The 22,657-nt window shown below is 65.8% G+C and carries 23 protein-coding genes; 5 read left to right on the top strand and 18 right to left on the bottom strand.

Annotation, left to right across the window (positions count from 1 at the left end; translation table 11 throughout):
- Positions 1 to 72: 72 nt before the first annotated feature.
- Positions 73 to 534, bottom strand: coding sequence for an SRPBCC family protein (locus H0P51_RS10710; protein WP_180917920.1), 462 nt, complete (start codon positions 532 to 534; stop codon positions 73 to 75).
- Between the two features lie 138 nt (positions 535 to 672).
- Here H0P51_RS10710 and ald point away from each other — a divergent pair, with 138 nt between their 5' ends.
- Entirely contained in the window at positions 673 to 1,788 is a 1,116-nt protein-coding gene (gene ald, locus H0P51_RS10705) for an alanine dehydrogenase (protein ID WP_180917918.1), read from the top strand.
- Positions 1,789 to 1,793: 5 nt separating this feature from the next.
- Here ald and H0P51_RS10700 read toward each other — a convergent pair whose 3' ends face one another.
- From H0P51_RS10700 to H0P51_RS10675, 6 genes are all read right to left on the bottom strand, one after another.
- Positions 1,794 to 2,822, bottom strand: a complete 1,029-nt coding sequence (locus H0P51_RS10700; protein ID WP_180917916.1) for a nitronate monooxygenase — start codon at positions 2,820 to 2,822, stop codon at positions 1,794 to 1,796.
- A 4-nt stretch (positions 2,823 to 2,826) separates the two neighbouring features.
- A complete protein-coding gene (locus H0P51_RS10695) occupies positions 2,827 to 4,146 on the bottom strand; it encodes a M16 family metallopeptidase (RefSeq protein WP_425488985.1) in 1,320 nt (439 codons plus the stop codon).
- Between the two features lie 8 nt (positions 4,147 to 4,154).
- Complete coding sequence (locus H0P51_RS10690) at positions 4,155 to 6,422, bottom strand: polyribonucleotide nucleotidyltransferase (RefSeq protein ID WP_180917914.1); 2,268 nt, start codon at positions 6,420 to 6,422, stop codon at positions 4,155 to 4,157.
- 326 nt (positions 6,423 to 6,748) lie between these two features.
- Positions 6,749 to 7,246 carry an LppU family putative lipoprotein gene (gene lppU / locus H0P51_RS10685; RefSeq protein WP_180917912.1) on the bottom strand — a complete coding sequence of 166 codons (498 nt, stop codon included), beginning with the start codon at positions 7,244 to 7,246 and terminating at the stop codon, positions 6,749 to 6,751.
- 44 nt (positions 7,247 to 7,290) lie between these two features.
- Positions 7,291 to 7,560: a 30S ribosomal protein S15 gene (gene rpsO / locus H0P51_RS10680; RefSeq protein WP_180917911.1), complete on the bottom strand. Its 270-nt coding sequence runs from the start codon at positions 7,558 to 7,560 to the stop codon at positions 7,291 to 7,293.
- 174 nt (positions 7,561 to 7,734) lie between these two features.
- A complete protein-coding gene (locus H0P51_RS10675) occupies positions 7,735 to 8,703 on the bottom strand; it encodes a bifunctional riboflavin kinase/FAD synthetase (protein WP_180918879.1) in 969 nt (322 codons plus the stop codon).
- Positions 8,704 to 8,797: 94 nt separating this feature from the next.
- Between H0P51_RS10675 and mntR the strand changes: the two genes are divergently transcribed.
- On the top strand, positions 8,798 to 9,499 hold the full coding sequence (mntR, locus tag H0P51_RS10670; protein WP_180917904.1) for a manganese-binding transcriptional regulator MntR: 702 nt from the start codon (positions 8,798 to 8,800) through the stop codon (positions 9,497 to 9,499).
- Positions 9,500 to 9,533: 34 nt separating this feature from the next.
- On the opposite strand, the gene H0P51_RS10665 is transcribed toward mntR, so the two are convergent.
- From H0P51_RS10665 to H0P51_RS10635, 7 genes are all read right to left on the bottom strand, one after another.
- On the bottom strand, positions 9,534 to 9,707 hold the full coding sequence (locus tag H0P51_RS10665) for a hypothetical protein (RefSeq protein WP_180917903.1): 174 nt from the start codon (positions 9,705 to 9,707) through the stop codon (positions 9,534 to 9,536).
- Positions 9,708 to 9,801: 94 nt separating this feature from the next.
- A complete protein-coding gene (locus H0P51_RS10660; protein ID WP_246398551.1) occupies positions 9,802 to 10,779 on the bottom strand; it encodes an alpha/beta hydrolase in 978 nt (325 codons plus the stop codon).
- 140 nt (positions 10,780 to 10,919) lie between these two features.
- Positions 10,920 to 12,173, bottom strand: a complete 1,254-nt coding sequence (locus H0P51_RS10655; protein ID WP_180917902.1) for an acyl-CoA dehydrogenase family protein — start codon at positions 12,171 to 12,173, stop codon at positions 10,920 to 10,922.
- A 12-nt stretch (positions 12,174 to 12,185) separates the two neighbouring features.
- Positions 12,186 to 13,385, bottom strand: a complete 1,200-nt coding sequence (locus tag H0P51_RS10650) for a lipid-transfer protein (protein ID WP_180917901.1) — start codon at positions 13,383 to 13,385, stop codon at positions 12,186 to 12,188.
- 142 nt (positions 13,386 to 13,527) lie between these two features.
- Positions 13,528 to 14,430, bottom strand: coding sequence for a tRNA pseudouridine(55) synthase TruB (gene truB / locus H0P51_RS10645; protein WP_180917899.1), 903 nt, complete (start codon positions 14,428 to 14,430; stop codon positions 13,528 to 13,530).
- A complete protein-coding gene (pptT, locus tag H0P51_RS10640; RefSeq protein ID WP_180917897.1) occupies positions 14,427 to 15,107 on the bottom strand; it encodes a 4'-phosphopantetheinyl transferase PptT in 681 nt (226 codons plus the stop codon). Before pptT ends, truB begins: the two co-directional genes overlap by 4 nt.
- Positions 15,104 to 16,063 (bottom strand): metallophosphoesterase family protein, encoded by a 960-nt coding sequence (locus H0P51_RS10635; protein WP_180917895.1) that lies wholly within the window; start codon positions 16,061 to 16,063, stop codon positions 15,104 to 15,106. Before H0P51_RS10635 ends, pptT begins: the two co-directional genes overlap by 4 nt.
- Before the next feature lie 145 nt (positions 16,064 to 16,208).
- On the opposite strand from H0P51_RS10635, the gene H0P51_RS10630 reads away from it, so the two are divergent.
- Complete coding sequence (locus H0P51_RS10630; RefSeq protein ID WP_180917893.1) at positions 16,209 to 16,790, top strand: DUF3558 domain-containing protein; 582 nt, start codon at positions 16,209 to 16,211, stop codon at positions 16,788 to 16,790.
- 60 nt (positions 16,791 to 16,850) lie between these two features.
- Positions 16,851 to 18,566, top strand: a complete 1,716-nt coding sequence (locus tag H0P51_RS10625; RefSeq protein ID WP_425488984.1) for a CocE/NonD family hydrolase — start codon at positions 16,851 to 16,853, stop codon at positions 18,564 to 18,566.
- Here the strand turns inward: H0P51_RS10625 and H0P51_RS10620 are convergent.
- Both H0P51_RS10620 and H0P51_RS10615 read right to left on the bottom strand, forming a co-directional pair.
- The gene (locus H0P51_RS10620) at positions 18,525 to 19,067 is read right to left on the bottom strand and encodes a DUF1802 family protein (RefSeq protein WP_425488983.1); all 543 of its coding nucleotides are present in this window, start codon (positions 19,065 to 19,067) and stop codon (positions 18,525 to 18,527) included. The genes H0P51_RS10625 and H0P51_RS10620 overlap by 42 nt on opposite strands.
- Positions 19,068 to 19,077: 10 nt before the next feature.
- Positions 19,078 to 19,347 (bottom strand): DUF2277 domain-containing protein, encoded by a 270-nt coding sequence (locus tag H0P51_RS10615; protein ID WP_180917889.1) that lies wholly within the window; start codon positions 19,345 to 19,347, stop codon positions 19,078 to 19,080.
- Positions 19,348 to 19,476: 129 nt separating this feature from the next.
- Here H0P51_RS10615 and H0P51_RS10610 point away from each other — a divergent pair, with 129 nt between their 5' ends.
- Positions 19,477 to 20,226, top strand: coding sequence for an enoyl-CoA hydratase (locus tag H0P51_RS10610; protein ID WP_180917887.1), 750 nt, complete (start codon positions 19,477 to 19,479; stop codon positions 20,224 to 20,226).
- A 56-nt stretch (positions 20,227 to 20,282) separates the two neighbouring features.
- On the opposite strand, the gene H0P51_RS10605 is transcribed toward H0P51_RS10610, so the two are convergent.
- Both H0P51_RS10605 and H0P51_RS10600 read right to left on the bottom strand, forming a co-directional pair.
- Positions 20,283 to 21,362 (bottom strand): ABC transporter ATP-binding protein, encoded by a 1,080-nt coding sequence (locus tag H0P51_RS10605; protein ID WP_180917885.1) that lies wholly within the window; start codon positions 21,360 to 21,362, stop codon positions 20,283 to 20,285.
- Positions 21,355 to 22,653, bottom strand: coding sequence for an ABC transporter substrate-binding protein (locus H0P51_RS10600; RefSeq protein ID WP_180917883.1), 1,299 nt, complete (start codon positions 22,651 to 22,653; stop codon positions 21,355 to 21,357). Before H0P51_RS10600 ends, H0P51_RS10605 begins: the two co-directional genes overlap by 8 nt.
- Between the last annotated feature and the right edge of the window lie 4 nt (positions 22,654 to 22,657).

Below are 22,657 nucleotides of genomic sequence, written 5' to 3'. Positions count from 1 at the left end.
CCCCCTCGCCTCGCGTCCTACCGAACCACTTGGCATTTTACTCAGGCGCTCCGGTACACGGTACCCGCGGTACTACCTTTCTTCGGCCCGCTGCTTGAGGCGCTGCAGCGTGAGCTGGATGTTCTTGGTGTTTTCCGCGTCGCGATCGGCGACGCCGGTGAGCATGCCTGCGAGCTTGCGGAACCATCCGGGGCGCTGGTCCCAGGTGCTCTCGGTCACCCGGCAGCCATCTGCCGCGACCTCGATGTCGTACTTCCAGCGGGCAATCGGAAGGATCGCGGCGCGCACGTCGAACGCGAAAGCCCGGCCGGGCTCGGCCTCGGTCACGGTGCACTTGGTGGTCCAGCGCTTACCGCCGTTCTCGTTGTGGCCAACGAACACCGCGCCCCTGGCCACCTCCGCACCTTTGCGCAGCTCCATTTTCACGGCTTCCTCGGCCAGCGAGGCCAGCGTCGGCAGGTCGGTGATTAAGCCGTACACCGCCTCGGGGGTGGCGTCGATCTGCACGGTGGCGGTCGCGGAAGGCTCAGTCATCGGAAAATCATAACCAGCACCTCAACGGGCGTAGCGGCACACGGATCGGCACCGGATCGACGCCCCGGATGGCGCTGACCGCGGATTTTTCTGACAATCGAACTGTCCCCGGAAGCGAACTCGGCAGGAGGCCCGGACATGCGTGTAGGAATCCCGACCGAGACCAAGAACAACGAATTCCGGGTCGCCATCACCCCCGCAGGCGTAGCCACCCTGACCCATCACGGCCACGAGGTACTGATTCAGGCGGGCGCGGGAGAGGGGTCGGCCATCGCCGACGAGAAGTTCAAGGCGGCCGGCGCCCAGCTGACCGACACCGCCGAACAGGTGTGGGCCGAGGCCGAGCTGGTACTCAAGGTCAAGGAGCCGCTGCCAGCCGAATACGGCTACCTGCGCTCGGGCCAGATCGTGTTTACCTACCTGCATCTGGCGGCCTCCCGCTCGTGCACCGACGCGCTATTGGCTTCCGGCACAACATCTATCGCCTACGAGACGGTGCAGACTGCTGACGGCGCACTGCCGTTGCTGGCCCCGATGAGCGAGGTCGCCGGCCGACTCTCCGCGCAGGTCGGCTCCTATCATCTGATGCGGACCCAAGGCGGTCGCGGCGCCCTGATGGGCGGCGTTCCCGGGGTCAAGCCGGCCGACGTGGTCGTGATCGGCGGAGGAACCGCCGGGTACAACGCGGCCAGGGTCGCCAGCGGGATGGGGGCCTCCGTCATGGTGCTCGACCTCAGCCTGGGCAAACTGCGGCTGCTCGACGCGGAATTCGCGGGTCGCATCGGCACCCGCTACTCGTCGACCTACGAACTGGTCGGCGCGGTCAAACGCGCCGACCTGGTGATCGGGGCGGTGCTGGTGCCGGGCGCCAAGGCGCCCAGCCTGGTCTCGAATTCGCTTGTCGCCCAGATGAAACCGGGAGCGGTGCTGGTTGATATCTCAATCGACCAGGGCGGCTGCTTCGAAGACTCGCGACCCACCACCCATGACGAACCCACCTTCCGCGTGCACGACACCCTGTTCTACTGCGTGGCGAACATGCCCAGTGCGGTTCCCAAGACGTCCACCTATGCACTAACCAACGCGACCATGCCGTACCTGCTCAAGCTGGCCGACCTCGGCTGGCGAGGGGCCTGCCGGTCGGATCCCGCACTGGCCAAAGGCCTTTCGACCCACGCTGGAGCGCTGCTGGCCGATCACGTGGCCGAGGACCTAGGTCTTGCATTCACCGATCCGGCCGGCTTGCTGAACTGACGCGACTACCGGATGTAGGGCGCCAGGGCGGCGACGATGTCGGCCGCCGGGCCTGCCTGGGCCTCCCGGTATCCCTCACCGGCCCACAGGTTGGTCCCGTGCGGGTCCTCCTGCTGAACCGCCGCCGCCCGGATCGGCTTGGTCATCTGGTTGATCTCGGGATAGCCAAGTGGTGCAACATGATCGAGCAGGCGAGTGAAGTTGTTCGCCAGCCCACGCGCATAGCGGCCGGAGAAAGCCCGCGTGACCACCGTGGCGTCGAACAACGGGTTCTTCAGCGCCACCCGGTGAGCCGGATGGGTGCCGGCCTCCTCCGCGAGCAGCAGCGCGGTACCGACCTGCGCAGCGACCGCGCCGCGACGTAGCACCGCCGCGATCTGCTCGACGGTGCCCAGCCCGCCCGCTGCGATCAGCGGCACATCATGCGCGCTCCCGATCTTGTCGAGCAGCTGGTGCAGCGACTCGGCGCCGGGCTCCATGTCGGGGGCGAACGTGCCGCGATGCCCACCCGCGGCGGGACCCTGGACCACCAGGTTGTCCGCACCGGCCGCGACCGCCACCCCGGCCTCGTAGGCCGAGGTCACCGTGACCGACACCAGCAGTCCCAGCGCACTGAACCTTCTGATTACGTCCGGAGGTGGCGCCCCGAAGGTGAACGACACCATCTCCGGGCGCACGTCGGCCACGACCTCGAGCTTGCGTTCCCAGTCGTCGTCATCACCGTGTACCGGATGGCCGACTTCGACGTGATAGTGGTCGGCCACCTCTTCGAGTTCTTCGGCGTAGTACTCCAATTGCAGCCAGTCGGCGACGCTGGGTTGCGGCACGAACAAGTTGGCCCCGATCGGCCCGGTGGTGGCGGCGCGCGCGGCAGTGATATCGGCGGCGAACTGGTCCGCGCTTAGATAGCCGCCCGCGACAAACCCGAGCCCACCCGCATTCGACACCGCCGCGGCCAGCGCCGGGGTGCCCGGGCCACCGGCCATCGGCGCACCCACGATAGGCGCCGCGATATCCCAGAAGCCCAATACCACGCAGCTAACCTACCATCGCGCGAAGTTGTTGTGGCAGTGTGCGTTTCGACCTATATGGTCCGACGACAGCGGCGCCGTAGGGGTTGCCGAGCAAGCGTCGCGCCACCACGTTGACTTCGTCGAGGGTCACTCTGTCGATCTGCCGCAAGGTGTGTTCGATGCTGCGGTGCGCGCCGTAGTTGAGCTCGCTGCGGCCGATGCGGCTCATCCGCGACCCGGAATCCTCCAGCCCCAGCACCAGCCCGCCCCGCAGCGACCCTTTGGCGATCCGGCACTCCGATTCGGTGATCCCATCGCGGGCAACCGTTTCCAGCACCGCGCTGGTCACCTTCATCACTTCGGCGAAGCGTTCCGGCAAGCAGGCGGCATAGACCGACAGCGCCCCGCTGTCCGCGAACAGGTCCAACGCCGAGTACACCGAGTAGGCCAGCCCGCGGGTCTCGCGGATCTCCTGGAACAGCCGGGAACTGAGCCCGCCGCCGAGTGCGGTGTGCAGCACCGCCAGCGCCCAGCGGTGCTCCCAACCGCGGCCGGGCGTGCGAAGGCCCAGCGACACGTGCGTCTGCTCGGCATCGCGGCTGTTCAGCAGCAAGGTAGGGCGCCCGTTGACCCGGCCCGCACCCTTGCGCGGTGGCGACGGCCGGCGGCCGCGGACCAGCCGCGACCCGAAGTGCTCGCGCACCAACCGCACCACCTCGTCGTGCTCAACGTTGCCGGCGACGGCCACCACCATCCGCTCCGGGGTGTAGCGGCGCACGTGAAACGAATGCAGCTGCGAGCGCGTCATCGACGACACCGACTGCGTGCTGCCGATCACCGGACGACCCACCGGATGGTCGCCGAACAGCGCGGTCATGAACGTATCGGTCAGCGCGTCCTCGGGGTCGTCGTCGCGCATCGCGATTTCCTCGAGCACGACGTCGCGTTCCAGTTCAACGTCGTCGACCGCACAGCGGCCGTTGAGCACCACGTCGGCAACCAGGTCAACGGCCAGCTCTAAGTCGCTGTCCAAGACATGGGCGTAGTAACAGGTGTGCTCTTTTGCGGTGAAGGCGTTTAGTTCGCCCCCCACGGCGTCCATCGCCTGGGCGATGTCGACGGCAGTACGGGTCGGGGTCGACTTGAACAGCAGGTGCTCGAGGAAGTGCGCAGCCCCGGCCACCGTCGCGCCCTCGTCGCGGGACCCGACACCAACCCAGACGCCGACCGACGCCGAGCGCACTGCGGGCAAGTGTTCGGTGACCACCCGCAGGCCGCCTGGCAGCGTGCTGCGACGCACGCCGCCAGCGCGGAGCGCCCCGGCGGGCTCAGCGTTGGTTGCCACCCGCCAGATCAGCTGCCGGCCGCCGCGGCCGACTCAGCCGGCTCAGCCGGCGCAGTCTCGGCGGGAGCCGCTGCGTCGTCTTCAGCCACCAAGACCAGCGAGATCTTGCCCCGCTTGTCGATGTCGGCGATCTCCACGCGCAGCTTGTCGCCGACGTTGACGACATCCTCGACCTTTGCGATCCGCTTGCCGCGGCCCAGCTTGGAGATGTGCACCAAGCCGTCGCGACCAGGCAGCAACGACACGAACGCACCGAAATCGGTGGTCTTGACCACGGTTCCGAGGAACCGCTCACCCACCGTCGGCAGCTGCGGGTTGGCGATCGCGTTGATTCGGTCGATGGCGGCCTGCGCGGACGGACCATCGGTGGCGCCGACGAACACGGTGCCGTCGTCCTCGATGGAGATCTGCGCCCCGGTCTCCTCAGTGATCGCGTTGATGACCTTGCCCTTGGGGCCGATGACCTCACCGATCTTGTCCACCGGGACCTTGATCGTGGTGACTCGCGGCGCGAACGGGCTCATCTCGTCAGGGGCGTCGATGGCCTCGGCCATCACCTCGAGGATGGTCAGCCGCGCGTCTTTGGCCTGGGCGAGAGCGCCCGCCAGCACCTTCGACGGGATGCCGTCGAGCTTGGTGTCCAGCTGCAGCGCGGTGACGAAGTCCTTGGTGCCGGCGCACTTGAAGTCCATGTCGCCGAACGCGTCCTCGGCACCCAGGATGTCGGTCAGCGTCACGTAGCGGGTCTCACCCTCGACGTCGTCGGAGACCAGGCCCATCGCGATGCCGGCCACCGGCGCCTTCAGCGGAACACCGGCGTTGAGCAGCGCCAGCGTGGACGCGCACACCGACCCCATCGACGTCGAGCCGTTGGAGCCCAGCGCCTCGGATACCTGACGGATCGCGTACGGGAACTCCTCGACGGGCGGCAGCACCGGGATCAGCGCCCGCTCGGCGAGCGCGCCGTGCCCGATCTCGCGCCGCTTGGGCGAGCCGACCCGGCCGGTCTCCCCGGTGGAGAACGGCGGGAAGTTGTAGTGGTGCATGTACCGCTTGGAGGTTTCCGGGCCCAGCGAGTCAATCTGCTGCGCCATCTTCACCATGTCCAGCGTGGTCACACCCAGGATCTGGGTTTCACCACGCTCGAACAGTGCGCTGCCGTGCGCTCGGGGCACCACCGCTACTTCCGCCGACAACGCGCGGATGTCGGTGATGCCGCGGCCGTCGATGCGGAAGTGATCGCTCAGGATGCGCTGGCGAACCAGCTTCTTGGTCAGCGACCGAAACGCCGCGCTGATCTCCTTCTCGCGGCCTTCGTAGGTGTCGGCCAGCCGCTCGAGCACTTGGGCCTTGATCTCGTCGGTGCGCGCGTCGCGCTCGGCCTTGCCGCCGATGCTCAGCGCGGCGGCCAGCTCGTCGGTGGCCACCGTGGCCACCGAGTAGTACACGTCCTCCTCGTAGGGAGGGAAGACCGGGTAGTCGGCGGTGGGCTTCGCGGCAGCATCGGCGAGCTCCTGCTGCGCGGTGCACAGCGCAGCAATGAATGGCTTGGCCGCCTCGAGACCCTCGGCCACCACGGTTTCGGTCGGCGCCTGTGCGCCGCCTTCGACCAGCTCGATCACCTTGTCGGTGGCCTCGGCCTCGACCATCATGATCGCCACGTCGGGCTTGCCGTCACCGTCGGTGCCGACGATCCGCCCGGCTACGACCATGTCGAATACGGCCCGCTCGAGTTGTTCGACGGTGGGGAACGCAACCCAAGTCCCGTCGATCAGGGCGACCCGGACACCGCCGACCGGGCCGGAGAACGGCAGGCCGGCCAGCTGAGTGGACGCCGACGCCGCGTTGATCGCCACCACGTCGTACAGATCGTTGGGGTCCAAGCTCAGGATCGTCACCACGACCTGAATCTCGTTGCGCAGTCCGTCCACGAACGACGGACGCAGCGGCCGGTCGATCAGCCGGCAGGTCAAGATCGCGTCAGTGGACGGCCGGCCCTCACGCCGGAAGAACGAGCCGGGGATGCGTCCCGCGGCGTACATCCGCTCTTCGACGTCGACCGTCAACGGGAAGAAGTCGAAGTGTTCCTTGGGGCTCTTGCTGGCGGTCGTTGCCGACAGCAGCATGTTTTCCTCGTCGAGGTAGGCGACCACCGACCCGGCGGCCTGCAAGGCCAACCGCCCGGTCTCGAACCGGATGGTGCGGGTGCCGAAGCTACCGTTGTCGATGGTGGCGGTGGATTCGAAAACGCCTTCTTCAATTTCAGTCGCAGACATAACGTCCGTGCGGCCTCTCTGGTTATTCAGCTGTTTCGCGTCGTCACACGCGAAGGCGCCCTCTGTAGAACCAGCAAAGTCCGGATGCGGCTACGGCCATCGATCGAAGCTGCCGACCTGCCCCAGATCCGGGGAGCACGGCAGCCACTACCGAAGACCGCCCGATGCAGACTGAGCAGCTCCTGGCGAACATTCGTGGTGACTCGCTGGAACGGGACCCGCGGATCTGCGTGAACCGCACCACGTCGTCCGGGCCTAACCGGCCCAGAACGACCTCACTCTACACCGGCGGACTCGGCGGATTGAGCAAACCTTTCGGTCGCGGGTCATGTCCGGGCACCCGCGTTGACGTTCTCGACACACACGGCGAACCGTCGCTGGGAGTAGGCGTAGCCCAGACCGCTGGCGCACTGGTCGACGCCGACCGGGGGGTCGAGGTCGGTGAGGATCTCGGTGGCACGCTGGCGGTGCGGCGCCGAGACGTCGCCGCACTCGACGCGCACCGGGTCGGCGGCGTGGTGTGGATCCACATTCATGCATCCGCCGACCACCCAGTCGACGTCCAGGCACAGCGTGAAATCCGAGCCGCTGAGCGCGTTGTGCGTCGTATAAGACGAGTCGACATCGGTGGGACATTTCGCCCGGTCGCCACCCTTGACGAGGGCGACGACCTTGAAGTTGGACTCCGGGCTGCCGCACCTTTGCTTGGTTGCCTGCGGACGATCGGGCGTGCCGCCGAGTTTGAGACACTCCCCCACTTTGATGTCGGCGAGCTCAGGCCCACTGGGCCGCGCCGAACATCCCGTCAATGCGCCGCCGATCATGGCTAGAACGGCCCCGGTGATCAGGGCGCGGACAGCGCCAAGTGTCAGCGGCGCAGACCCAGCCGTTCGATTAGCGAGCGGTAGCGCTCCACGTCGATCTGGGTCAGGTACTTGACCAGCCGCTTACGGCGACCGACCAGCAACAACAGGCCGCGCCGCGAGTGATGGTCGTGCTTGTGCACCTTCAGGTGCTCGGTCAGGTCCGCGATGCGCTTGGTCAGCAGCGCGATCTGCGCCTCCGGGGATCCGGTATCGGTTTCGTGCAGCCCGTAGGACTTCAGAATTTCTTTTTTCTGCTCGGCGGTAAGCGCCACGAAAACATCTCCATCAATAGGTCCGCGATCAAGGATTGAACGGCACGGCCACCGCGAACTGCAGCACGCGCCGATGTCGTCGCGCAGTTTAGCAGGACTGAGACTTTGCGCCCTCGTGCTGTTCGGCCGTCGACCCGTCTTGGTCCGCCGGGCCGATCACGGCGGGCGAGCTAGTCAGCTGAGCAGCTTGCGGGTCCGCTCGGTGTCGTCGGCGATCTCGCTGACCAGTTCGTCGATCGAGTCGAACCGCTGCTGGCCGCGGATACGGGAGACGAAGTCCAGGGCCACATGCTGGCCGTACAGGTCCGCCTTGGTGTCCAGGACGAATGCCTCCACGGTGCGGGTGCGTCCGGAGAAGGTCGGGTTCGTACCAACCGACACCGCGCTTTGGTACCGCTCCCCCGGAGTCACTGTGCCGGTCGACGGCCCGTGCCCGAGGACGGTGAACCACGCGGCGTAGACACCGTCGGCTGGAATCGCCGAATACATCGGCGGTGCCACGTTCGCGGTGGGAAAGCCCAGCTCGGCGCCCCTGCCGTAGCCACGGACGACGACGCCTTCAACGCGGTGCGGGCGGCCCAGCGCTTCGGTGGCGGCCGTCACGTCGCCGGCGTCCACGCAGGACCGGATATAGGTCGAGGAGAACGTCACGTTCTCGTTGCTGTGGTGCTCAGCCAGCAGCGACATCGACTCCACCGCGAAACCGAACCGATCGCCCGCCCGGCGCAGCGTATCGACGTTGCCAGCCGCCTTCTTGCCGAAGGTGAAGTTCTCCCCCACCACCACTTCCACCACGTGCAGGGTCTCCACCAGCAGTTCGTGTACGTACCGCTCGGGGGTGAGCTTCATGAAGTCGGTGGTGAACGGCATCACCAGGAAGACGTCGATCCCGAGCTCTTCGACGAGTTCGGCACGCCGGGTGAGGGTAGTCAGCTGCGCCGGGTGGCTGCCCGGATAGACCACCTCCATCGGGTGTGGGTCAAACGTCATCAGCACCGACGGCACTCCGCGGGCACGGGCCGCTTTGACCGCATGCGCAATCAACTCGGCGTGCCCTCGGTGCACCCCGTCGAAAACCCCTATGGTCAGCACGCATCGACCCCAGTCAGTTGGGATCTCGTCCTGGCCGCGCCACCGCTGCACGACCGCTAGCCTAATCATCGCGCTTAACGTCCCGGCAATCTCAGGGCATCGGTTAGGCGTGGGTTGCCTAAGATTTGCCCCTAAGATTTGGCGTGTGAGGGCGGACGAAGAGCCTGGTGGACTCACCGCGGTTGCCCAGGATTATCTGAAGGTCATTTGGACTGCCCAGGAGTGGTCTCCCAAAGGAGCGCCGCAGAAGGTCAGCACCAAGATGCTGGCCGAGAAAATCGGGGTATCGGCAAGCACCGCCTCGGAGTCCATTCGCAAGCTCGCTGAGCAGGGCCTGGTCGATCATGCGAAATACGGCGCGGTCACCCTGACCGAATCCGGGCGGCGCGCTGCGCTGGCCATGGTGCGCCGCCACCGCCTGCTGGAGACCTTTCTGGTGAACGAACTCGGCTACGGCTGGGACGAAGTGCACGACGAGGCCGAGGTGCTCGAGCACGCGGTGTCAGATCGGCTGATGGCCCGCATCGACGCCAAACTCGGATTTCCACAGCGGGACCCGCACGGCGACCCGATTCCGGCGACGGACGGTCAGGTGCCGACACCGCCGGCGCGGCAATTATGGGACTGCGGCGACGGCGACACCGGGACGGTGGCACGCATCTCCGATGCCGACCCGCAGATGCTGCGGTATTTCGACAGCGTTGGCATCAATCTCGACTCGCGGCTGCGGGTGCTGACCCGACGTGAATTCGCCGGGATGGTCTCGGTGGCGGTGGAGTCCGACGACGGCGCGACGACGGTGGACCTGGGCAGCCCGGCGGCCTGCGCGATCTGGGTGGTGGCCTGAGTTCACCACCCGAACGGCATGTTCACCCACCGACTCAATCGGAAGATCCGCCCCGCTCTCCGTATTCGCTCCAGGTGAACTGCTCGTCGGTATCGAAGGCGCGTAACGCGATTCTTTCCGCGTACTGCGCCACATTCATCTGGAACGCCTCGCACAGGGTGCGCACCGGAGAATTTTTGACAGTCAATACATCCGACTCGACTCGCATGTTAGAACGGTATGCGCAGGTCCGGCATAGCTGAATGGTCTTGCCTGACAACCATTTGTCTGAAACAGACAGAGAATCGGCCAGTCAGCCCCGACTACGCCGATGCCGCGGGACCCAAGGGGTCTGCACTGGTTGCGGCGGCCAAGAAACTCGCCGCCGTATCGACGCTTCGGCGGGCGTCGGCCAACAGCCGGGGAAGTATCCAGTACCCATGAACCTGTCCCGGCCATAGATAGCTCTGACAGACCCCACCCGCCTCACGGATTCGGGTGTCGAGCATCTCAGCATCACGTCGCATCACCTCTCTGCTGCCGTAGTGCAGTTGCACCGGCGGCAGCTCGCCGAGTTCGCCGTTCAGAACGCTCAGGCGTGGGTCGGCGACATCGTGGTCGCCCACGTACATGGCCAGAATGCGCTTTGCCCCGCGCGGGTCGAACGGATTGAATCGCACCCTCGGGTCGGCGACCGACGCCGCGAACGTCGGATCGACCAGCGGCCCGAACAAAGCCAAAGCGGCCGGCATCGGGAGGCCATTCTGACTGGCTTGCATAGTCAGTGTGATGGCGAGGTGGCCACCTGCGGAATCCCCCACGATAGCGATTCCCTCGGCTGGGATCCCCTCGTCAAGTAGCCAACGGTATGCCGACATCGCGTCGTCCGCCGCCGCGGGAAAGCGGTGCTCCGGAGCACGCCGGTACCTCGCAACGAAAACTGGTATGCCGGAATAATGCGACAGGTAGGAAGCAAAACCGCGGTGGGTGCGAGGTGAACACGCCACGTACCCACTTCCGTGCAGCAGCAGGATTGCCCGCTTCCCCTTGGGTTGCGAGCCTGCACTCACTGGTGAACGTCCCGCCCGAACCCATTCACCGCTCACTTCGCCGGTGACCGGTTGGATTACCGTGCCACGAACCGGCGTGCTGGCCAGACACATAACGTGTAGCACCGCACGCACAATCGCGACACTCCACCGGTTCGCCGGCAGGATCGCGGAAACCGGTCGCAGTAACGCGTACATGACTGCGGCAACAAACTTCGTGGGCAGATCCGGAGTCCCGTTCATCGTCGACATGTAGCGACCTTAAGAACCCTCGAGGGGCGCGCTTGGAATGCTCGAAACCGCCATCTGCTGTCTGGTTCGACCATCAGTGTCCTACGGGAGCGCCCAACTACTACCGGTGTCCGCAATCATCAACACGGCGATCACCGAAGTCAACCGCCCAACAGCCCCTTGGCGATGTGCGTAACCTGCACCTCGTTGCTGCCCGCGTAGATCATCAGCGACTTCGCATCGCGCGCAAGCTGTTCCACGCGGTACTCGGCCATGTAACCGTTGCCGCCGAACAGCTGCACGGCCTCCATCGCCACATCGGTAGCCGCCTCCGACGAATACAGCTTGATCGCCGACGCTTCGGCCAGCGTCAGCGGCTTACCGGCTTGCTGGCGTTCGATGGTGTGGAACACCATGTTCTGCACATTCATTCGGGCAATCTCCATCTTGGCCAACTTCAGCTGAATCAGCTGGAACTGCCCGATGTTCTTACCCCACAAGGTGCGGCTCTTCGCGTAGTCCACGCAGAGCCGGTGGCATTCGTTGATAATGCCCAGTGCCATCATCGCGATGCCGATGCGTTCGGTGGAAAAATTGGCCCGCGCACTCTCGCGGCCGTCGCCGCCGTCGTGTTGTTCACTCTCCCCGAGCAGCCGGTCCCGGCTCAGGCGCACATTGTCGAAAAACAGCTCACCGGTTGGCGAAGACATCATGCCCATCTTCTTGAACGGCTTGCCCTGCGTGAGTCCATCCATGCCGGCATCAAGGACGAAGACCAGCACCGGCCGGTTGCGCTTCTCTACCGACGGATCGCCCTCGTCCAGCTTGGCGTAGACCACCAGCACGTCAGCGTAGGGTCCATTGGTGATGAACGTCTTCTGCCCGTTCAGGATGTAGTCTTCCCCGTCCCGCTTGACGTAGGTCTTCATGCCCCCGAACGCATCCGAACCGGAGTCGGGTTCGGTGATCGCCCACGCGGCAATCTTTTTCAGCGTCATCAGGTCGGGCAGCCAGCGTTCTTTCTGCGCGAGGGTACCGCGGCTGGCGATGGTCGCCGCGCCCAGACCGAGGCTGACCGACGCGGTACTCAGCAGCCCGATGCTGACCCCGGCGAGTTCGGAGATGAGCACCGCAGCCATCGACCCCTGTGCACCACCCATACCACCGAGGCCGTCTGAACCGCTTACCTTTTCGACGGGCTCACCGTTTTGCCTGGCGCGCTCACGCTCAAGCATCTTCTTGACCGATTCGGCGGCCAACGCATCCAAGCCGAACTGGCTGAACAGCTTTCGCGCGATTGGATAGGGCGGGAGCTCACCGGTTTCCAGGGCGTCCAGGTTGGGCCGGATCTCCTTATCGATAAACTGGCGCACGGTATCGCGCACCATCAGGTCGGTTTCGGACCACTCGATCATGTCGCTACCCGATCAGCGCTCGGCGCGCTGGTAGGCCGTCACCACTGCGGCGCCGCCGAGGCCGATGTTGTGTTGCAGTGCCGCGGTGACGTTGTCGACCTGGCGCTTGTCGGCGGTGCCGCGCAGTTGCCAGGTCAGCTCGGAGCACTGCGCCAGCCCGGTCGCGCCCAGCGGATGCCCCTTGGAGATCAGGCCGCCGGAGGGGTTAACCACCCAGCGTCCACCGTAGGTGGTCTGGTTGTCGTCGATCAGCTTGGCCGCCTCACCTTCGCCGCACAGCCCCAGCGCTTCGTACAGCAGCAGCTCGTTGGCCGAGAAGCAGTCGTGCAGCTCGATCACCTGGAAGTCGTCGGGCCCCAGCCCAGACTGGTCATAAACCTGTTGGGCAGCTTGCACATTCATGTCGTAGCCGATGATGTTGGCCGCGCTCCCGTCGAAAGTGGATTCGAAGTCGGTAGTCATTGCCTGCCCGACAATCTCGACGGCTTGCCCTGCCAGATCGTGCTTCGCCACGTACTCTTCACTGGCCAGCACCACTGCGGCCGATCCGTCGGACGTGGGTGAGCACTGCAGTTTGGTCAGCGGGTCGGAGATCATCTTGGCGGCCAGGATGTCGTCGAGAGAGTACTCCTCCTGGAACTGCGCGTAGGGGTTGTTGACCGAGTGCTTGTGGTTCTTGTAACCAATCTTCGCGAAATGCTCCGCGGTGGTGCCGTACTTCTTCATGTGTTCACGTCCGGCGGCACCGAACATCCACGGCGCCACCGGGAAAGTGAATTCATCGATCGCGGCCAGGGCCTGCACGTGTTTGCCCAGCGGCGACTCGCGATCCTGGGACCCCACCTGGAGCGCTCCGGGCTGCATCTTCTCGAAACCGAGCGCCAGCACGCAGTCTGCCAGTCCGCCGCGGACGGCTTGTGCGCCCAGATACAGCGCGGTGGATCCGGTCGAACAATTGTTGTTGACATTGACGATCGGAATGCCGGTCATACCGAGTTCGTAGAGGGCGCGCTGTCCACTGGTCGAATCGCCGGCCACATAACCGACGTAGCCCTGCTCGATATCGCGGTAGTCGACACCGGCGTCCTGCAGCGCCTTGGTGCCGGACTCCTTGGCCATCTGCGGATAATCCCAGCCTTCGCGCCGGCCGGGTTTCTCGAACTTCGTCATGCCGACACCCACGACGAATACTTTGTTGCTTGCTTTAGGCATCGTTGCCCCTTCCATGGGCCCGACTTCGCGAGTGGAGCGCCACCGCGAAAGATCAAGGCGGATTTGCAGTGACGTTACGCGCGCGGCCCACCCTGGGCGGTCACAGGGTCCAGCGGCGGGACCCGATTGCCCCGGTTCCTGCTCAATCCGTACCGGACTGCATCGTCGCCGGCCGGATAACCACAACTGACCGAGTCCGCGACCCCTGCTCGCGCAGCAGCGCAATCACCCGGCCGTCGTCGGCGGTAGCCGCGTAGGTGCCGTCGATACCAGCCGCCGGCAGCGCCCGCCCATTAGCCGCCGCCTCAGCTTCCGGCACGGTCAAGGCACGGCGCGGGAACATCAGCAGGCAGGCCTCGTCGAGGCTCAAACTCAGTCGCGGATGCTCGGCCACTTCGTCGAGTGTCAGCGCCTGCGCCAGGTCGAAGCGTCCGACTCGGGTGCGCCGCAACGACGTCAGATGACCGCCTACGCCCAGGAAGGCTCCGAGGTCGCGGGCCAGCGCGCGAATGTAGGTGCCCGAAGAGCAGTCGACTTCTACATCGAGGTCGACCCAGCTGGACGCGCGTCGCACCTCCAACACCACAAAGCGGTCGATGCGTACCGGCCGGGCCTGCAGTTCAACCGCCTCGCCCGCACGCGCCAACTGGTAGGCCCGCCGACCACCAACTTTGATTGCGCTTACCGCCGACGGGACCTGACTGATGTCGCCGCGCAGCTCGCTGACAGCGGCTTCGATCGCCGCATCCGTGACGTGCGCTGCCGAAATAGACTCCAGCACTTCACCTTCGGCGTCATCGGTGGACGTGGTCTGGCCCAACCGAATGGTAGCGGTGTATGCCTTGGACGTCGCGGTTAGCAGGCCGAGGATCTTGGTGGCGCGCTCGATTCCGATCACCAAGACCCCGGTCGCCATCGGGTCCAGCGTGCCGGCGTGACCGACCCGGCGAGTGGCGAAGATCCGCCGGCATCGCCCTACCACGTCATGGCTGGTCATTCCGGCCGGCTTGTCGAGGACAAGTAGTCCTGCACCGCTTTCGCTCACAGCACGATCGCGGTCAGCACCAGGTCACGCTGCACCGACCAGCGCCCGGACAGCGCCGTCAACGGAGGCCCGGACCGGGCGGCCGGGTCGATCAGGATGCGGGATAGAAATCGACCGGAAGATTCCGAGTCTGCCGAGAACGTGATGTGCGCGTCCTCGAAACCCAGCCACCGCTTGGTCAGCGGAAACCACGCTTTGTACGTTGCCTCCTTGGCGCAGAACAGGATTCGATCCCAATGCAGGCCGGTGGGCATCGCCCGCGGGATTTCGCTGCGCTCGGCAGGCAGGCTGATCGCGTCCAGCACCCCGTTGGGCAGCACATCGTGCGGCTCGGCGTCGATCCCCACCGAGCGCACCCCTTCGCTGCGTCCGACTACCGCCCCGCGGTAACCGGCGCAGTGGGTGAGGCTACCCACGATTCCGTCGGGCCAGCAGGGTTCGCCCTTGTCCCCCTTGAGAATCGGTACGGGTTGCACACCCAGCTCGCCGAGCGCGATCCGGGCGCAATGGCGCACGGTGATGAATTCGCTACGCCGCTTGGCCACGGACTTGGCGATCAGTGGCTCCTCTTCGGGCAGCGGCACCAGTCCGGGCGGATCGGAATACAGCTCGGCGTAACCCATGTCGTCGATCAGGGTGGCAGGCAGCAGCGATGACACCAGCATGCCGTCCGTCACCGGTTCTGTCGCTGCCGCAGTTTTTCCCGGAACTGGGCGGCCTGTGCCTTCATCTCCGGGGTGATCACGAAATGACCACCGAAGTCGTTGAGGTAGCCCGGCGCGTACTGGGGGTCGGGCAGTACCTGCCGCAGCCAGCTGTAGGGCTTGCGGCGCCGCCATTCCCGCGGGTAACCGACCGACACCTCCTCGAAGCGCACGTCGTCGTGCCACGTGGTGCGGGGAATGTGCAGATGACCGTAGACCGAGCAGACCGCGTTGTAGCGGGTGTGCCAGTCGGCGGTCTTGGTGGTGCCGCACCACAGCGAGAACTCCGGGTAGAACAGCGCGTCACACGGGTCACGCAGCAGCGGGAAGTGATTGACCAGGACGGTCGGCTGCATCCAGTCCAGCTGTTCGAGCCGGGCGCGGGTCTTGCTGATCCGCTCGCGGCACCAGGCGTCCCGGGTGGGGTATGGCTCGGGTGAGAGCAGGAACTCATCGGTGCAGACCACGTTGCGTTCCTTGGCGATGGCCAGGCCCTCGGCTTTGCTGCGCGCGCCCTCCGGCAGGAAGCTGTAGTCGTACAGCAAAAACATCGGCACGATGGTCGCCGGTCCGCCGCGTTCGGTCCACACCGGCCACGGGTGCTCGGGGGTAACTACGCCCATCTCGTCGCACATGTTGACCAGGTAGTCGTACCGGGATCGGCCGAAGATCTGCATGGGATCGCGGTTGGTGGTCCACAGCTCGTGGTTGCCCGGCACCCAGATCACCTTCGCGAAGCGGCGCCGCAGTAAGTCCAGTGCCCAGCGGATTTCGTCGGTGCGTTCAGCGACGTCGCCGCAAACTATAAGCCAGTCGTCCGGCGACGACGGGTGCAGGGACTCAGTGACTGGCTTGTTGCCCATGTGACCGGTATGCAGGTCCGAGACAGCCCACAGCGTCGGCTGTCCGGTCGCTTCCTGCCCTGCCACGATTAACCACCCTAACGACCCCGCGCCAGCCGCACGATTTGCCGCCGATCTGGATGCGGCTAGAACAAGTTCCAGTTTCCCCTGTGACAGCGCGGACGCTGCTTGTACACTCCCCGCAATAGGGCTGCCAACTACAGGGAGTGTCGTGTTCGCCAAGGTGCGTCTGGCCGCAGCGTTTGGTGCGCTGGTCACAGCCGTCGTGGTGGGAGTGGGGGGCTGGCAGTACGGTCCGCTTCCGGCACACCGAGGCGTAGTCGAGTTGCGGTCGACGGCGCAGCCGATGGAAACCACGATGAAGAGCCCAATCGTGGAGACCCAGAACCCCAGCCCGTTCGACCCATGCACCGACATCCCCTTCGACGCCGTGCAGCGGCTGGGCCTGGCGTTCTCCCCACCGGAACCCCAGGAGGGGCTGCGCTGCCAGTTCGACGCCGGGAACTACCAGCTGGCAGTCGAGCCGATCGTCTGGCGTACCTACGCCCAGACGCTGCCGCCCGACGCCATCGAGACCACCGTTCAGGGCCATCGCGCCGCGCAGTACTGGGTGCTCAAGCCGACGTACCACAACAGCTACTGGTACATCTCCTGCATGGTGACGTTCAAGACGAGCTACGGGGTAATCCAGCAGTCGCTGTTCTACTCCACGATCTACTCCGAACCCGACGTCGACTGCCCGTCCACCAACCTGCAGCGAGCCAACGAACTCGCCCCCCTGTACAAGTTCTAGCTCGCCCGACGCGTCTTCCTCACCCGACGCTGCGATCGGCCTTTCCCTACTGTGGGACAAGTGAGTACCAGATCGATCGAGCGTGACGACGTCAAGCTGCGCAACCGCGCGCCCGGAATGGGCGGTCGTGCCGCCCTGCGTGCGCTGGGACTGGCATTGGGTCTGCCGCGGGCAAAAACGCGCTACACCAGGCAACGCGTCCAGGTCCCGATGCGCGACGGCGTCCAACTGGTGGCCGACCACTACGCGCCCCTGACATCCAAACCCGCCGGCACCCTGCTGGTCCGAGGTCCCTACGGCCGCCGGTTCCCGTTCTCGCTGGCCTTCGCCGCGTTGTATGCCGCCCGCGGCTATCACGTGGTGCTGCAGAGCGTGCGGGGCACATTCGGATCCGCCGGCAAATTCGAACCGATGATCAACGAGGCCTCTGACGGCGCCGACACGGTGCACTGGCTGCGCGACCAGCCGTGGTTCACCGGCAGCTTCGCCACCATCGGCCTGTCCTATCTCGGCTTCACCCAGTGGGCTCTGCTCGACGATCCGCCGCCGGAGCTGGCGGCCGCGGTCATCACGGTGGGACCGCACGATTTCCGCGAGTCCGTTTGGGGCACTGGCACCTTCGCCGTCAACGACTTCCTGAGCTGGAGCGCCATGGTGGCTCGCCAGGAAGAACCTGGCCTGCTGCAAGCGGTGATCCGTCAGCTGCGCGCGCCCCGCCAGGTGGCACGCGCGCTGGCCGAGGTCCCGCTGGGCGAATCGGCCCGAACCTTGCTCGGCGACGGCGCACCCTGGTTCGAGTCCTGGGTGGACACCGATCACGGAGACCCCTTCTGGGACCAGCTGCGCTTTCCCGAGGCGCTGGACCGCGTCAACGTCCCGGTGTTGCTGCTCAGCGGCTGGCAGGACATTTTTCTGCGGCAGACGCTGCAACAGTACCGACATCTGCGTGACCGGGGCGTCGAAGTCGGGCTGACGATCGGGCCATGGACGCACAACGAAATGGTGACCAAAGGGCTGGCAACCTGCGCACACGAGACCCTGGACTGGCTGGCCGCCTACGTGGGCGACACGCGCGCGCTGCGCCGACCGGCCCCGGCGCACATTTTCGTCAACGGGCAGGGATGGCGTTACCTCGACGACTGGCCACCACCCACCACCGAACAAGCGCTCTACCTGCAGCCCTACGGGCACCTGGGTGACAACCCGCCGACCACCAAGACCCGGCCGGCCAGCTTCCACTACGACCCCGCGCACCCCACCCCGACGATCGGCGGCCCGGTGCTGGCCCCCAACGGCGGCTATCGCGACGACACCAGCCTGGCGATGCGCGACGACGTGCTCAGCTTCACCGCGGCCACCCTGACCCACGACTTGTTCGTGTACGGCAACCCCGTCATCGAGTTGGAGCACAGCGCCGATAACCCCAACGTCGACCTGTTCGTCCGGGTCAGCGAGGTCGACGCGAAGGGCAAGTCCCGAAACGTCAGCGACGGCTACCGGCGACTCGGGCCGCTCGGGCCGGGCACGCACCGGGTCAGCATTCAACTGGATGCCATTGCGCACCGCTTCGTGGCCGGCTCACGCATCCGAGTGCTGATCACCGGCAGCTGGTTTCCCCGCTATGCGCGCAATCTGGGCACCGGCGAGCCGTTGTTGACGGCGCGGCAGCAAAAGCCGGCGACGCATTCGGTGCACTTCGGCGAGTCCCGCCTGCGCCTGCCGGTGGAGCGCAGTTCAGCCGATCGCCCGACGCACGCGGCCGACGACGTCGGCTAACGCGGTCTCGGAGTGCACCGGCGCCGCCAGGCTCGGCTGCACGGGCAGGTCTACCCAGCTGGTGCAACCCCGATACTCGGGGGTTCGGATCAGCTGCACCGGTTCGGTCAGCGGTCGCGCCGAGACGACCAGCACGGCAAGTTTGTGCCTGGGTCGGAAGTCCAGCCGGTCCTCGCGCACCGAATCGGCAGTCCAGATGTGCAGGTCCTCGATCTGACTGAGCCCATCTGGCTGGTTAACCTGCAGTGCCGCAACTACTTTCGCAGCGGCCCGCACCGTGACCTGCTGCTCGGTACTGTCCTCGGCGGCGGCGGTCAGCAGATGTTGATGTTCAGGCCGGACGCGCGCGACGTGACTGTGCGCAACCGTCGGGAACAGCAGGAATTCGCGGGCGGCGACCTCGAAGCGCTTCTCGGCAATGCCACCCTTGCGCAGCAGGATGGTCTGGCGCCCGTCGAGCAACGCGTGCACGGCCGCGCTCCATTCCTTGAGGCCCCACATCAACGGGGCTTCACTGTGATCTCGCGAGCCGGGCCACGACCTCGGGCCGGCGCAACGGCGGCACCGATTTGGGCGGCTGCCGCCGGGCCGGCAAGGCGTCGAGCAGCCGCGCCGTGGTTGCGGTGACCTCGGCGACGGCGGCTTCGAAAGCGTCGGCGTTGACCGCCGACGGGTGCGTGATTCCGCTGACCTTTCGCACGTATTGCCGCGCGGCCGCGGCGATCTCCTGGGCGGTGGCCGGCGGATCGAGTCCGCGCAGTTCGGTGATGTTGCGGCACATGGCGTCCACGATAGGCCGGGATCGGTGACCGGTCGGAGGTTGCGATGGTTGCGCGGCGTTTCAAACCACCCCGGTGGCAGACAGGTCGTCGTGCGGGGCCCAATGAAGCGGTTGGCTACGGTGAAGCCCATGAGCGACGACATCCTGCTGATCGACACCGACGCACGAGTGCGCACCCTGACCCTGCACCGCCCGCAGTCCCGCAACGCTCTGTCCGCGGCGTTGCGAGACCAATTCTTCGCCGCACTGGCTGACGCCGAGATCGACCACGGCGTGGACGTCGTCATCGTCACCGGCTCAGACCCGGTGTTCTGCGCCGGGCTGGACCTGAAAGAACTGGGTGACCAGACCACCTTGCCGGACATCTCCCCGCGCTGGCCGGCGATGACCAAGCCGGTAATCGGCGCCATCAACGGCGCCGCGGTCACTGGCGGGCTCGAACTGACGCTGTACTGCGACATCCTGATCGCCTCCGAGCAGGCGCGATTTGCCGACACGCATGCCAGGGTCGGTTTGCTGCCCACCTGGGGCCTGAGCGTGCGGTTGCCGCAGAAAGTGGGCGTGGGACTGGCCCGCCGGATGAGCATGACCGGCGACTACATCTCGGCGGCCGACGCATTGCGCGCGGGCCTGGTCACGCAGGTGGTTCCGCACGACCAGCTGCTGTCCACGGCTCGTCAGGTTGCGGCATCGATCGTCGGCAACAATCAAAGCGCGGTGCGTGCGCTGCTGGCCTCCTACCACCGCATCGACGACGCGCAGATCGGCGGCGGCCTGTGGCTCGAGGCCGCCGCGGCACGGCAGTTCAAAACCAGTGGCGACGACATCGCCGCTAATCGTGACGCGGTGCTGCAGCGCGGCCGAGCTCAGATGCGCTAGCCCGCAATTCGCATGCCTCCGCCGTCGTCCAAAGTGCCGAGCCCAAGCGCCCAGCGTCAGGGTCGAATGACCGTTTTGGTGGTGCTGTCGAAGAAGCACACCTCATGCGGGTGCGGCACGATCGCCAGTGTCTCCCCCACGCCGACCGCGGTGCGACGATCGGTGCGGAACACGATGCGCTGCGCCAGGGTTACGTCGTCCAATGGCGTTGCGTAGACAAAGGATTCAAACCCGAGTTCCTCGACCAGTTCGACGTGCACGGTCAGTGAACCCGGCGTGCCCGCCGGCGCGACGTCCCAGGACTCCGGGCGGACGCCGATCAACACCCGATCGGTCGTCGTCGCGCGGGGAACCCCGATCCCCAAGCCCGCGGAGCACACCACTGAGTCGGCGACCTCGACCTCCAGCAGGTTCATCGACGGCGCCCCGATGAAGGTCGCGACAAAGGTATTCACCGGGTTGTCATACAGCGCGCGCGGCGTGTCGACTTGTTGCAGCACACCGTCTTTGAGCACAGCAACCCGGTCCCCCATCGTCATCGCCTCCACCTGGTCGTGGGTGACGTAGACGGTGGTGGTGCCCAGCCGGCGCTGCAGGCCCGAGATCTGCGATCGAGTGCTGACCCGCAGCTTGGCATCCAGATTGGACAGCGGTTCGTCCATGCAGAACACCTGCGGCCGTCGCACGATGGCCCGCCCCATCGCGACCCGTTGACGTTGCCCACCGGACAGTTTGGACGGCTTGCGGTCCAGCAGTTCGGTCAGTTCCAGCATGGCCGCGACTTCTTGCACGCGCGCTTTGGTGTCGGCGCGCGACATGCCGGCGTTGCGCAGCGCAAAGCCCATGTTGCCGGCCACCGTCATATTCGGGTACAGCGCATAGTTCTGGAATACCATCGCCACGTCGCGGTCTCGCGGCGGCAGCGCGGTCACGTCGACATCCCCGATCGTGATACTGCCGCTTTCAACGGATTCCAGGCCAGCCAGCATCCGAAGTGTGGTGGACTTGCCGCAACCGGACGGGCCGACCAGCACCAGGAACTCGCCGTCGGCGATGTCAAGATCCAGCCGCTGGACCGCCGGGGCGTCGGCGCCGGGATAGCAGTGGGTGACCGAGCGGTACTGGACTTCAGCCATGGTCGGGCAGCTTCCGCTTGATTTGACGGTCGTAGACGACCTGCAGTTGACGTTCGATATTGGCGAAAGTGGAGCGCACGTCGGCTCCCCGCAGCCCGACCGATTCCAGTCCGGCTGAGATGACCCGGTCGGCGCCGGGGAGGAAAACACGGGCATAGTCCTGCGGTCGGGTATGCGGTAGCTGGTCGAAAGCGACGCGGGCGCGCGGGTTGTCGGCCAGATACTGCTGCTGGCTAGGATCCTCGACCGCGGATTTGCGCACGGCCAAGTATCCGGTGCGCTGGCTAAAGTAGGCGGTATTGCGTGGATTCGTGATATAGGCAATGAATTTGGCCGCGTTCAGCTTTCGCTCGTCGGACAGGTTCGTCGGGATAGCCAGCCCGCCCCCGCCCGTCGGGCACGCGGGTGCACCGCCGGGGCCGGTGGGCAACGGCGCCACCCCGAAGTCGAAACGGGCCTGCGCGGTGATGCCGACCAGTGCGCCCGTCGACGCCACGGTCGATGCCAGGATGCCGGTGGCGAACTCGTTGGCGATGTTGTTGGCGACGGCCGCATAACGCTTGACATGAATCGAGTCGTGCAGGAAGGTGCCCGCCGTGATGGTCCCGGGGTCGGTGAACTTCAGGTCCCACTTATCCGAGTATGCGCCGCCGAACGCCCAGTTAACGCCTTCGAACGTCCAGGAGATGCCTTCCGAATTGGCCCAGCCGTGCGCCCAGTTTCCTTGTCCCACTACCGATTGCAGTCGCGGACCCCATTCGTCGAACTCCGGCCAGGAGGTCGGGCCGCGATCCGGCAGCCCAGCCTGATCCCACCTAGCTTTGTTGTAGTAGAACAGCGGCGTGGAGCGCGCATAGGGCAGCGCGTAGTGCTGGCCGTCGAATGCGTAGTCGGCCAACAGCGTATCGACGTAGTCCGTGGTCTTCACGCCGACTTGCTCGAACAGGCCATCGAGCGGGGCGATGATTCCACTGAGCGCGAAATGGAACCACCAGATATCGTCCAGCACAACGACGTCGGGACCGTCGGCGCCGATGACGGCGGCGTTGAACTTCTGCGCCACTTCGTCGTAGTCTTTGCCCGCGTCGATCAACTTGACCTGTAGGCCGGGGAACTCCCCTTCGAAGCGGTTGATCAACGTCCTTTCCACCGTGGTTGACAAACCAGGGTGATTGGACCAGAACGTAATTGGGCCGCTGCCGGCCCTGACCGGTCTGGATCCGCCCATCGCGGCGCACCCTGCGGTCACCCCGGCGACCGCGGCCAGTGATAGAAACCGTCTACGGTTCATGGCG

This window comes from Mycobacterium vicinigordonae (assembly GCF_013466425.1).
Classification (GTDB): domain Bacteria; phylum Actinomycetota; class Actinomycetes; order Mycobacteriales; family Mycobacteriaceae; genus Mycobacterium; species Mycobacterium vicinigordonae.
The sequence above is the reverse complement of the archived record's forward strand: the minus strand, read 5'-3'. Positions and strand labels throughout refer to the sequence as shown.

What these genes read in the sequence shown, in the direction of transcription:
- H0P51_RS10660 (WP_246398551.1), bottom strand. Translation starts at nt 10,779, where the DNA reads ATGTCGACGATGAACGGGACTCCGGATCTGCCCACGAAGTTTGTTGCC.
- H0P51_RS10650 (WP_180917901.1), bottom strand. Translation starts at nt 13,385, where the DNA reads ATGCCTAAAGCAAGCAACAAAGTATTCGTCGTGGGTGTCGGCATGACG.
- H0P51_RS10665 (WP_180917903.1), bottom strand. Translation starts at nt 9,707, where the DNA reads ATGCGAGTCGAGTCGGATGTATTGACTGTCAAAAATTCTCCGGTGCGC.
- H0P51_RS10615 (WP_180917889.1), bottom strand. Translation starts at nt 19,347, where the DNA reads ATGTGCCGCAACATCACCGAACTGCGCGGACTCGATCCGCCGGCCACC.
- H0P51_RS10610 (WP_180917887.1), top strand. Translation starts at nt 19,477, where the DNA reads ATGAGCGACGACATCCTGCTGATCGACACCGACGCACGAGTGCGCACC.
- ald (WP_180917918.1), top strand. Translation starts at nt 673, where the DNA reads ATGCGTGTAGGAATCCCGACCGAGACCAAGAACAACGAATTCCGGGTC.
- H0P51_RS10600 (WP_180917883.1), bottom strand. Translation starts at nt 22,653, where the DNA reads ATGAACCGTAGACGGTTTCTATCACTGGCCGCGGTCGCCGGGGTGACC.
- lppU (WP_180917912.1), bottom strand. Translation starts at nt 7,246, where the DNA reads ATGATCGGCGGCGCATTGACGGGATGTTCGGCGCGGCCCAGTGGGCCT.
- H0P51_RS10605 (WP_180917885.1), bottom strand. Translation starts at nt 21,362, where the DNA reads ATGGCTGAAGTCCAGTACCGCTCGGTCACCCACTGCTATCCCGGCGCC.
- H0P51_RS10710 (WP_180917920.1), bottom strand. Translation starts at nt 534, where the DNA reads ATGACTGAGCCTTCCGCGACCGCCACCGTGCAGATCGACGCCACCCCC.
- H0P51_RS10690 (WP_180917914.1), bottom strand. Translation starts at nt 6,422, where the DNA reads ATGTCTGCGACTGAAATTGAAGAAGGCGTTTTCGAATCCACCGCCACC.
- H0P51_RS10620 (WP_425488983.1), bottom strand. Translation starts at nt 19,067, where the DNA reads ATGTGGGGCCTCAAGGAATGGAGCGCGGCCGTGCACGCGTTGCTCGAC.
- H0P51_RS10655 (WP_180917902.1), bottom strand. Translation starts at nt 12,173, where the DNA reads ATGATCGAGTGGTCCGAAACCGACCTGATGGTGCGCGATACCGTGCGC.